The following is an 11,018-nucleotide window of genomic DNA, read 5'->3' as shown; positions in this document are numbered from 1 at the left end:
ATGCCCCGCTCGCGCAAGCCAGCCTCCCAGTTCCGCTACTTTAACTCTTCGCCTGAGGTGATCCGACTGGTGGTGCTGATGTACGTGCGCTTCCCGCTCAGCTTGCGTAACTTGGAGGATCTGCTGTTCGAGCGCGGGATCGACATCTGCCATGAGGCGGTGCGGCTCTGGTGGCACAGGATCGGTCCGATATTCGCCGGTGACATCCGCCGCCAGCGGGTGAGCCGCTTGCGAGACTTTCGGCACTGGCGCTGGCACCTGGACGAGATGTACATGAAGCTGATCGGCGAAATGGTCTACCTGTGGCGAGCGGTCGACCATGAGCGAGAAGTGCAGGAGAGCTACGTCATCAGGACCCGGGACAAGGCAGCCGCGCTCACCTTCATGAGGAAGGCACTGAAGAGGCATGGATCGCCAGAAGCCATCACCACCGATGGTCTGCGCAGCTACCGCGCCGCGATGAACGAGCTCGGCAATGCCGACAAGCAGGAGGTCGGCCGCTGGGCGAACAACCGGGTGGAGAACTCACACCTGCCGTTCCGACGACGAGAGCGGGCGATGCTGAGGTTCAGGCAGATGAGCAGCTTACAGAAGTTCGCTTCTGTCCATGCCTACTTCCACGACCATTCCAGCCTGGAGCGCCACCTCACTGATCGCCAGACCTACAAGGAACCACGCTCTGCCGCCTTGCCGCAGTGGCAGATCCTCGTGAGCTAGGCTGCGTGTCTCAAGGAGCGCCGTGCATGCTGTGAAGAGCGGTTCACTTTAGACTGACAGCAGGACCGACGCTGTTGAGCCGGCCGCTATCGTACTTTTCGCAGCGTATCCAGCATGCTGCGCAGGCTATCTATGCAGTGGAGTGGATCGGCTTGATCCAAAGCTCGATGCCGCCTTCCTGCTTGAAAGCAGGCAAACGAGATGGAATTGTGCTCCGATCCGGCTGGTGCAGTTCCTTTGCCAATACCGGTTTAATGCATAGACCGTAGGTGCTGTAAAATCTCAAGCCATGACTGCTGCGCTGCTCCTTCTGCAAGCCTAAGCTGCTGGCGAGCGATTTCTTCGGCTCGATCGCCAGCCTCACGGTGAAGAGCAAGTGCGTAATGTCTCGCGTCATGCCGAGAAGCTCCGAGCACGGACGCGCTACTCTCGCGTTCCAGGGCGTTGATGGCGGAAGCGAGGTGAGCCGATCCCAGCGGACAATCGAGCTCATCGAGCTGCGTTAGAGCCAGCTGCAGTTTGCGATGCAACAGCTGAAGCTTTCCCTCGTCTCGAACCATGCAGAGCCTCCTGGCGCTTTTCGCTAGCCCTCTTCGACATCGTTCAAGCGGGAGGCGAAATGTAAAACATAACGGCGTGTCATCAATTTTCTATCAAGGCCTATGCGGAAAGGAGCTCCCTTACCTGCATAGACAATGTCAACGGATCGAACGGCTTTCCTATGATGCCAACGGAGCCCAATTCGCGCATAGCTGCAACTTCGTGGCGCATCAGCCTACTCGTTAAGAAGATCAATGGTAATGCGGTGGCGCGCGCGTGATAGCGAAACCTGTCTAAGGCGCTTACCTCTGTCGACGTCGTCGGTACAGAGTCGATTATGACAGCATCAAATTGGAGGCGGAACGCCTGCATTTTGATAGCAGCAACAGTGATATTCGGGCAGGATATTACCTGAATCTCGTTATCAAGCTGCAGCGCTACGGACGTGATAAGGCGGCGGTCTGCATCTCGCTCAACGTGAAGTAGCGATAGCGCTCCCTTTTTCACGCGCGCCTCCTGATCCGTGACAATCATCACGCATCTTGGCAGGAGTGGCAATGACCTTCTGTATCGCTTTCACCCGAATAGCGGCGCAAACCTAGGCCAGAACCGCGTACTCTGTCCTTGACGGCAATTTTTCTCAAATTGTAGAGGCGGAGAAGTAAGTGGGTCCAACGTTGGCGTAATATCCTGCATTTGCTGACTTTGGCCTAGCAGTATACTATCGCGTCAAGTATCATTGAACAAGTTCCTAAGCTTCGCCGTTTTTCTCACGCGCTGCTTCTATCGCCATCTCGATGTGAGCTGCGACAAGTGGACAATTATTTTCATCTGCAAGTGCAAGGGCTTGAACCAGCAACTTGACGGCTTGGTCCAATTTTGACGGTAGTTCATCTGTCATGGGAGTTATCTCTGTGGATCAAAGCCGCACTCGCTGAGAGAGCAATCGATTTAGTTTGGTAAAGGTTCCGTGTTGATGCTAGCGTAATGCATGACAAAGCGGTCATTACACCGTTCGGTCTTGAATGCCGTATCCTCACGGGCGGTGGGCCCAACGATCGCACGGTCAAAGCGCGCCTTCAAACGGGTGGGTAATTCTGCCATTGTTTGATGCCGATCCGGTACTATATTATCTAGGTATTAAGGCGGAGAGAACCTATGCCGTCGGCTCATTGTGTATCAACTCGTGAAGGTATCATCCTTAACGGTGACCAGGGCTTCTGCGAACTGCTGCAGCGCCAAGAAGCTGACATCGTTGGGCGGTCGTACCGGGCCTTTACTGATCCAAGGGACATGGAGCGGAGCAAGCGCATGCTCGCAGTGCTCGAATGCGGTGCAGCGCCAGTACGGCTGCAGAAGCGCTATATTCGCCCGGATGGCAGCAGCGTCGCGGCAAACCTGTTCGTCACGCGTTTCTCCGAACCGGATCGGTTGGTGAGCACGTTGTTTTGGAGCGAACACGAGCGACCACTTCCGCCGGCGCGCTTATGGGAAGCAGCATTGCGCATCCGCCATGTTCATGCAGCCCGCGCAAATCTGTTTGGTAACGATTTGAGTACGGATCCTGTAGGATCGCTCCTTACAGGTATGTACTTGGCGGAAGCTGAAGGGCGTAATTTCTCACTCGTCGAAGCCGCCGAGTTCGCTGGCCTGACGTCGTCCACGGCAACGCGTTGGCTCACGCTGCTTCGGCAGAAAGGTTTCGTCCAACACGACCTTAGCTCCGGGCGCGGAATTCAGCTGACGCAGGAAGGGCTGCTTCGGACCGAGGCTATGCTAGCAGCTGTCTATGAAGTACCCGATACGGTGATGACAGTGTCTCAGCACTGAGGAGGGCTCCGTAAAACCAAATGCAACAGCTGGTAATCGGGTGATGGTTGGGAGGACGGGGACATGCCTCGCCCGGACACTGTCAGGCCAACGTGGCAAGCCTCGGTCCAGCGCCATGGTGATAGGCAGCCTGGACGGCTGAACTATGCTGAACGCGCTGGCAGTGTCGCCATTTTGCTCGGTATCTTCTGAGATCGATTGCCGTTTGCCTGCTCATCAGCAAGCATGGGGGGTAGAAGCTGGGCCTCAGATCAGTGTGCCCCGTTTCTTTGATATCACCTCCGCAACCAATCGGTCAGTTGCGGCACTTGCCAGCGACCCGCGCGGCGCGTTGATCTAGGACGACATGCATTGCGCCCTTCGGCGTCTGTCCGGTCATCTCGGCGCGGCCGACAAAGCCGCTGGCATTGTAGGTGCCGGCCCGGTTCACCTGCATCGGTGCACCTCGCTTCTGCGGACAGGTCAGCGCCTGCATGTAGCGGCCATCGGCGATCTGCTGTTTGTCGATACGGCATTGCGCCTTCGGGTCTGGGGCCAGGAGCGCAGCGACGGCTCCGCCGGCCGGGACGCACTTGTGCTCCGCTCGCGACTTGCCCTGGGCCATGCGGAGGAGAAAGTCGGGTGCGCCCGGCACCGTCAGGTTGACCACGGTTGAGGTGACATCCCATCGTTCAGGGGAAGGCGGCTGACCCAGCCCGGCAGTGGGAGGCGCGACAAGTGCTGCCAGCAGGACGGCTTTGTGCATGACGTAAGGGTGGCCCTCGTACCGGGCGAGCGCAAGGGCGGGCTGCTCGTACGTCGCTTGTGCGGGGCACTGGTCGTGACGATACTAAACTAGACGGTCAGATCGAGTAGGTAGAAATACTTACCGATCTGCCGCCCAGCCGTTTCACCGACCTAGGTCGGCCTGAACTGCCGGTCGTTGGACCCAGCCCGATCTTGGAAGCCATAGAGCGCTCATGGCAGGTAGATGATGGAGCGCGGCGGATGACAGATGGTCGAGGGCCGCGACCTCCAGCGCGAGCTTGCTCATGCCGCAACCGCGACCCGGTAGCAGGTGGCGTCGTCGCGGGTGCTGCGGACGATGTCGTGGTACTCGCCAGCTAGGCTGGCGTGCGCAAAGACCGACGTGCATCGTGGAGAGCGGGTCGCGTCAGACTGACAGCACTTACCCGACCCGCAGGCCGGCGGACGATCGTGGCGATGCGCGACCTGCGGTCGCACAAGGCTTTATCAGCCTCGGCGCAATGTCGGGTGCCACGACACGCCGCCGTGCTGATGCGGATCGAGAGACAAGCCGAGCGGAACTGACCTCCCGCTTTACCGCCGGGTTTGTCCGTCATTTGGTCCGCGAGCGTCGGCGCTCTGCTTATAGGGGCGCAGCTTAGCCCTATGAATAAGTTGACAACAACCAGAGCTTGTCTGAGTATACCATATAAGGAATATAGATGAGCGGGGAGATGACAATGCGTGACATACTGCGTTTTGGAACCATGGTGGCTGCGATCTCGCTGCTGCCTATCGGAGCGTTCGCACAGACCGGAGCCACCGCGGCGACGCAGGATGCCAATCCGGCCGAGGATCGTACCGAAGTCGTCGATCCGACCGGCACTCCGGACGGTTCGGCGAAGACCGACATCCTCGTGATTGGCATCCGTGGCTCGGTTACGTCCGCGGCCAACAAGAAGCGCAAAGCCAAGCAGATTGTTGACTCGGTCGTGTCTGAGGATGTCGGCAAGCTGCCCGACAACAATGTGCCCGAGGCGCTGTCGCGCATCACCGGTGTGCAGATCACGCGCGAGCGCGGGCAGGGGCAGAGCGTCGCGATCCGCGGTCTTTCTGGCGTGCAGACCACGATTAATGGCAACGACACCAGCCTGGGCGTCGGCCGCTCGCTGAACCTGGCGGACATCCCGGCCGAGCTGTTGAAGTCGGTCGACGTTTACAAGACCCGCACCGCCGACCAGGTCGAGGGCAGCATCGCCGGTACAGTCAATGTCGAGCTGCGCCGGCCGCTCGACCTGGCCAAGGGCTGGACGATCGCCGGCAGCGTCAAGGGCATTTACGACGACATCGCCGAAAAGGTCAGCCCCTATGGCAGCCTCCTGGTCGCTAAGCGCTTCGACACCGGGATCGGCGAGGTCGGATTCCTCGTCAATGCGTCATGGACGCGAACAAATTACAAGGAAAACTATATCGAGAGCGAGTCGCCTGACGTGCCTTTCGGCAGCGCGGCTGAGCCGAACAGCCCGCGCGCCGGTCTGCCGGCCGGTTTTGAGAATACGGTCATACCGTACCGCGCCTATTACGGACTAGAGGAAGGACGCGTTGACCGTCCGTCGATCAGCGCGGCGTTGCAGTGGCGTGCCAACGACAATCTCGATTTCGTGATCGAGGGCCAGTATCTAGGCTCGGACGCGCGCAACACGTCCGACCGGCTCTATCTGCTGACCCGCGAGACGGGATCACGCTATAGCAACATCACGCTCCAGCCCGACGGGCGGACCGTGCGGTCGCTGACCGTCACCGTCCCGATAAACTCGGTCACGCCGGAGGGGCTGCAGGCTGGCATCGACTCGATCTACAGTCGCGCCAAATCGGACCTGTACACCACCAATTTCGAGATGCACTGGCGGAGCGAACGCGCGCTGCTGAACACCAGCATCCAGTACAATTGGAGCAATGTGGACACGGTGATCGCCGAGCATCTGACGCGTCCCTATGGCCTGACCTCGGCCACGGTGGACTTCGCGTCCGACGCCTACTCGCGACCCGTACCCTCGATCACATTTAACGGCATCGACCTGTCTAATATCAACACCTACGGCGTACAGCGGTATCAGGATCTGACCAACGCCGAGCGCAATCGCGAATTCGCGACCCAGACTGACCTGACACTCATCGTAAGCGATACTGGCCTGCTACGCACGATTCAAACCGGCGTTCGCTTCAACCAGCGCACCAACCGCCGCGACTATGGCTATCGCGACGGCCTGCCGCGCATCAACGGTCAGTTCACGCCGCTGGCGCAATTCCCCGGCGGCAGCCAGGCGGAACTGGTCGGGCCGGACCTACCCGGTGCGCTGCAATGGTATCGCATCCCTGGAGACGTCGTCTTCGCCAACCGCCCGGCGATCCGCGCCTACATCCAGGCCAATGATCCCGGCAACGCCGCGCGCTTCTCGACCGAAGCGATCCCGCCTGATCGTGGGCAGAATTTTGAGTCGGTGGAAAATCGTCTCTCCTATTACGCGCAGCTCAACTACGACTTTAACCTGTTCTTCCCGGTCGAGGGCGTGGTGGGCGCCCGCTACACCAATACCTGGGGCAACGTCTCCAGCTTCAATTTCCGGCCGGGCAACGCCAGTAACAATTTTCAGGACATCGTTGAGAGCGGTGCCGGCAAGGTCAATTACGAAGATATCCTGCCGAGCGCGACCGCGCTGATTCACTTCACGCCTAAATTCCAGCTTCGATTAAGCTACACAACCAATGTTCAGCGGCCTGCCTTCTACGACCAGCGGCCTTTCTACTTTGCCGAAACGCGGGCGGTGCCGCCGATCATCTTCGCAGGCAATCCGGATCTGAAGGCTCAGCGCGAACACGCGTTCGACGCCAGCGCCGAATATTATTTTGGTCGTGGCGGCCAGCTGACCTTGGCCGGTTACTACAAGAAGGCAACGGGCTTCCTCTACTACAGCCGCGAGGTCGTCGATAATCTCGCTCGTTACGGCTTGCCGGGGCAGAGCGGGTTCGTCGAGCAGGTGCGCAATGCCGGCGACGGCACCTTCGCCGGCGTCGAGGCGAGCGCCCAGACTTTCTTCGATATTCTGCCGGGGTTTTGGCGCAACTTCGGCGTAAGCCTGAACGGCAGCTACATCGCCAAAGCGCGGATTGAATATCCCTATCCGGAAGATTTCCCCGGCGCGTTCGACTCGACGGATACGTCGAAATGGACGGCGAATGCCGCGCTCTTCTACGACACGCCCACTTTTAGCACGCGCGTGGCGTTCAACTATCGCTCGTCGTATCGTCTGTTCGTCTGGACTAACAATCCCGAATACTCCTGGTACAATGACGACACGTACCGGCTGGACGCAGCGGTCAATTTCACGCCGGTCAAGTTCATGACCCTGTCGATAGAGGGCACCAACTTGCTCGGCAACGACGTGTACCGCTATTTCGGTCAGCAGAACCTGCTGCCGCTTGGCGTGCGCACGCTGGCGAGGACGGTGCAGGGAAGTGTGCGCTTCCGGTTCTAGGTCGTTTTCGAGCGGTCGGCGGGCAGCGGGACGCAGGGTCGTTGTGATCCTGCGATCCGGTGCCTGCCAGTATCACGTTACCGCCGCGCTCCTTAATCTAATGCACTAGCTAGTTAGGCGCGCACCGTATCGAACACGCCTGCGTCGATCATCCCCGCCGCCCTGCCGACGTACTCCTCGAAGGAGCACCGTCAGTTCAAAGGCGCCAGCCGGATCACCTCGGGTGAGGAGTCTAACTAGCGGAACGGCGAGGCTGGCATGCGGTGGCGATGCCTGCCCGCTCAACGCGGCCATCACCCGATTACTCACCAATGCATTTGGTTTGACGGAGCCCTCGTCAGCGGCTGAGCTAAAAACATCGATAAGCAAAGTTTGACAGCGCCCTGTTTTCCCAAGAAGATCGTTGGTTGCCACAAATTAGTATGATCACTGCAGCAAAAAGCTATTGGAAGGATTAAAGTGACTCGTACGCTTTCGAACCGTACATTTGAGATCGTGCGAGATTGGATAGCGTCGGGGTTTCTCCCTTGTAATGCCCCATTAATACAAGATGAGCTCGCTACAAAACTTGGTGTAAGTCGCCTAACTCTGCGAGAGTCGCTCGCGCGTCTGGAGCAGGAAGGCTTTGTAGTTGGTCGAGCAAACCGGGGATACTTCGTTCAGTCCATGTCTGTGGATCAAATGAATGAGATTTACGCCTTGCTCCTTGCGCTTGAACCAAATGCTGCTGCGCATGCGGCTGGACTAGCAACGTTGGTCGATCAAACTGCAGCAATTGAAGCATACCATAGGCTGGAAAGCGCCGTAGACCAGGATATTTCTATCATCTCCATCTGCAATCGTTTTTTTCACCTTTCTATGGTAAGGCCTGGCAATCGAGATTTTACAACGCAGCTCATCGAGCGTCTTTATACTCTGTCCGCGCGTTATGTCGTAGCGTATTTGCAGCCGAAATCTCGCTGCATTCAAGCTTACAAAACGCACGCCACATTGCTTGATGCCTTTATCTCACGGGATCAAGCAGGCCTGTCTGAACTTCTCTCTGATCATATTCGGATCACGTTAGAGGACCTCGTTCATCAAGTTGAGCTGTCAAAGCGGCTCCGTCAAACCAAACGTACCAGCTGGTAATTGGGTGATGGCGGGGCATGCTCGCCGGCGTAAACCAGCCTCCCCGTTCCGCTACTTCAACTCATCACTCGAGGTGATCCGACTGGTGGTGCTGATGTATGTGCGCTTTCCGCTCAGCCTGCGGAACGTAGAGGGCCTGCTGTTCGAGCGCGGGATCGACATCTGCCATGAGACAGTGCGGCTCTGGTGGAACAGGTTCGGTTCGCTGTTCGCCGGCGACATCCGCCGCCAGCGGGTGAGCCGGATGCGTGGGTTCCGGCACTGGCGGTGGCACCTGGACGAGATGTACATGAAGCTGAACGGCGAGATGGTCTACCTGTGGCGAGCGGTCGACCAAGAGGGAGAGGTACTGGAGAGCTACGTCACCAACACCCGCGACAAGGCGGCGGCGCGTGCTGTAATTCAGTAGTTCAGGTGTGGGTTGACAGCGCACTTGTCATGCGATTTCAGTAATGATCGAGCTACAGTGGATGGGACGCGAATGACTGAGCGATTTGATTGGCGTTCAGCTCACGTTTGAACTTTAAGCCCAAGCGGTCACCTCTCGACCAAATTATCCTCGCTTCGTGAGCTTCATCGTTTAGCCGAAGCACGGCATGTTCTCCGACTTTAGCCGCAGAGTGAGTGTGGATACGCGCACCTGAGGCAGAGAGATCCAGCAGGTGGGCGCGGGCCGGAATGCCATTGAGGATGAGCTCGGTTGGTACGAATACCTTGACCCTGCGCGTTTTACGCTGATCGACGCCGCCGTTGCTGGCGGGAGCTGGAAGGTCCAGCACTTGCTCAAGGACCCTTCAGCTTCTTCAGCGCTTCTTCGGCCGCCTTGGCGGCATCGTTGATCTGCTTTTCAGCCTCCTTGGCGACCTTCGCTGCTTCCTTGGCCGCGTCGTCCGCAAGTTTCTTAGCCGCCTTAGCTGCGTCCTCCTGCTGCTTGGCAAGATCCGCGGCAGTCTTGGCGGCATCCTTCGCTGCCTCCTTGGCCGCCTTTTCGGCATCCTTATCCGATTTGTCCTTGGTGGCTTTAGCTGCATCCTCGGCTGCTTTCGCCGCGTCCTTGGCAGCCTTCTCGGCATCCTTGTTGGAGGCGATCTTGGCAGCTTCCTTCTGGGCCTTATCGGCGGCGGCCTGTACCGCCTCAGCCGCAGTTCTTATCGCAGCGGCTGCTGCGTCCGCCGCCGTTCTCGCTGCCTGTGCCGCCGCGGCTTTGGTCGCGTCGTCAGCAGTCGCTTCTTCCGCAGCCTTGGCAGCGGTCTCGGCCAGCCTCGCGGCATTCGCCGCATCGGCATCGGCTTTGGCCTGTGCTGCCATCTTCGCAGCAGCTTCTGCTTCAGCGCGCGCAGCATCGGCGGCTGCGTCGGCAGCGGCCTTGGCGGCTGCGTCGGCCTGCGCTGCAGCGGCAGCCTTGGCGGCGTCGCTGCGTGCATGCTCTTCGGCAGCCTGAGCGGCAGCCTCGGTTGCGCGTTGCGCCGCGGTGGCTGCCTCCTGGCTCGACTGGTCGGCGACACGCTTCGCCTCTGCGGCTGCTGTAGCGCTCTCTGCCTGTTTGGCGGCGGCGGCGCTGGCTCTCTGTTCTTCAGCAGCGGTTTCAGCTGTCGCCTCCGCGACCTGCACAGCCTTGATTGCACTGGTCGCGGATTCTGCGGCGATCTTCGTCGCCAACGCGATCTCGGCGACATCGCCGCCGACGCTGCCGGACACGAGCCCGTCGGTGACCTTCGCAAGCGACACGGGTGACTCATAGATGGCTGACGTGATGCCGCCTGCGACGACGCTAACCGCGGTACCGGCGGGGGAGGGGGCTTCGGGAGCCTCCACGGGCTCATCAGGAGCGTCGGTGCCTGGCGGGGATGTGGTCGCTGGCGCTGCAGTATCGCCAGGTGTTGGTCGGGCGGGCGAATCAATCGTGCGTCGGACGCCGTCCGCCTGGATCTGAAGCCGATAGATGTTGCTCGCGCCGACCAGAGCGACGGCACCAGGACGGAGCAGATCATGGGCGCCACCGTCCCCGGTTGCAACGTCGACCGCGCCTTCCAGCACCTGGACAGAGGCTCCCTGCGGCGTAACCCCGACCGAGAAGGTCGTGCCCTTTACCACCGCGGCGAGATAGGGCGTCTTCACCTCGAAGTGCGGCGTAAGCTTTTTCTTGATCATGAAGACGACGTTGCCGAAGTCCTGCATAACTTGGGTGAAGCCGCGTGCTGGCGCCTCGGTGGGGAGACGAAGCTGCGAAGCCGGGGCGACCATCATGAACTCCGTGCCACGCACCAGGACTGCACGGCCGCCTGCTCCCGTCGTGACAACATCGCCGGCTGCGATGGCCGTGCCACGCATCGCAACCTTGGTGATCCCAGCATGAGCGACACGGACCGGGCCGCTAGCCTCGCTGACCGTCCAAACTCGATCCTGTGCCAGCGCCATGGTCGAGCAACTTGCCGCCAGCGCAGCTAGCATATGCTTCACCATTGGAATCCCTTTTTCACGCATGGCGATCGTCGCCACCCCACGCGATCTGCGGACCTTCCGTTTAGGATCAGGTTC

Annotated in this window: 10 protein-coding genes and 2 pseudogenes; 6 read left to right on the top strand and 6 right to left on the bottom strand. The window is 59.5% G+C overall.

Annotated features, from left to right (window positions below):
• Positions 1-717, top strand: a complete 717-nt coding sequence (locus tag Q5H91_RS07350; RefSeq protein WP_305172704.1) for an IS6 family transposase — start codon at positions 1-3, stop codon at positions 715-717.
• 130 nt (positions 718-847) lie between these two features.
• Here Q5H91_RS07350 and Q5H91_RS07345 read toward each other — a convergent pair whose 3' ends face one another.
• The 3 genes from Q5H91_RS07345 to Q5H91_RS07335 form a co-directional block, all read right to left on the bottom strand.
• Positions 848-1,114, bottom strand: coding sequence for a hypothetical protein (locus Q5H91_RS07345; protein ID WP_305172702.1), 267 nt, complete (start codon positions 1,112-1,114; stop codon positions 848-850).
• Positions 1,115-1,377: 263 nt separating this feature from the next.
• Positions 1,378-1,791, bottom strand: a complete 414-nt coding sequence (locus Q5H91_RS07340) for a response regulator (protein WP_305172700.1) — start codon at positions 1,789-1,791, stop codon at positions 1,378-1,380.
• A 217-nt stretch (positions 1,792-2,008) separates the two neighbouring features.
• Positions 2,009-2,158 (bottom strand): hypothetical protein, encoded by a 150-nt coding sequence (locus tag Q5H91_RS07335; protein WP_305172698.1) that lies wholly within the window; start codon positions 2,156-2,158, stop codon positions 2,009-2,011.
• A 392-nt stretch (positions 2,159-2,550) separates the two neighbouring features.
• Here Q5H91_RS07335 and Q5H91_RS07330 point away from each other — a divergent pair, with 392 nt between their 5' ends.
• Positions 2,551-3,087, top strand: a complete 537-nt coding sequence (locus tag Q5H91_RS07330; protein WP_305172696.1) for a helix-turn-helix domain-containing protein — start codon at positions 2,551-2,553, stop codon at positions 3,085-3,087.
• A gap of 295 nt (positions 3,088-3,382) precedes the next feature.
• Here the strand turns inward: Q5H91_RS07330 and Q5H91_RS07325 are convergent, their stop codons facing one another.
• Positions 3,383-3,832, bottom strand: a complete 450-nt coding sequence (locus tag Q5H91_RS07325; RefSeq protein ID WP_305172694.1) for a DUF3617 domain-containing protein — start codon at positions 3,830-3,832, stop codon at positions 3,383-3,385.
• Between the two features lie 703 nt (positions 3,833-4,535).
• On the opposite strand from Q5H91_RS07325, the gene Q5H91_RS07320 reads away from it, so the two are divergent.
• From Q5H91_RS07320 to Q5H91_RS07305, 4 genes and pseudogenes are all read left to right on the top strand, one after another.
• Entirely contained in the window at positions 4,536-7,349 is a 2,814-nt protein-coding gene (locus tag Q5H91_RS07320; protein ID WP_305172692.1) for a TonB-dependent receptor, read from the top strand.
• Between the two features lie 459 nt (positions 7,350-7,808).
• Positions 7,809-7,997 (top strand): annotated as a pseudogene (locus tag Q5H91_RS07315) (GntR family transcriptional regulator); the annotation flags it as partial.
• A 33-nt stretch (positions 7,998-8,030) separates the two neighbouring features.
• Positions 8,031-8,480 (top strand): FCD domain-containing protein, encoded by a 450-nt coding sequence (locus tag Q5H91_RS07310; protein WP_305172847.1) that lies wholly within the window; start codon positions 8,031-8,033, stop codon positions 8,478-8,480.
• Between the two features lie 7 nt (positions 8,481-8,487).
• Positions 8,488-8,871: pseudogene (locus tag Q5H91_RS07305) on the top strand (IS6 family transposase); the annotation flags it as partial.
• Positions 8,872-8,941: 70 nt separating this feature from the next.
• On the opposite strand, the gene Q5H91_RS16550 reads toward Q5H91_RS07305, so the two are convergent.
• Positions 8,942-9,259: a PilZ domain-containing protein gene (locus tag Q5H91_RS16550; RefSeq protein ID WP_370655241.1), complete on the bottom strand. Its 318-nt coding sequence runs from the start codon at positions 9,257-9,259 to the stop codon at positions 8,942-8,944.
• Between the two features lie 4 nt (positions 9,260-9,263).
• Positions 9,264-10,979, bottom strand: a complete 1,716-nt coding sequence (locus tag Q5H91_RS07300) for a FecR domain-containing protein (RefSeq protein WP_305172689.1) — start codon at positions 10,977-10,979, stop codon at positions 9,264-9,266.
• Positions 10,980-11,018 lie beyond the last annotated feature (39 nt).

Origin of the sequence: Sphingomonas aurea, from assembly GCF_030678875.1 — a bacterium.
GTDB classification, from domain to species: domain Bacteria; phylum Pseudomonadota; class Alphaproteobacteria; order Sphingomonadales; family Sphingomonadaceae; genus Sphingomonas; species Sphingomonas aurea.
The sequence above is the reverse complement of the archived record's forward strand: the minus strand, read 5'-3'. Positions and strand labels throughout refer to the sequence as shown.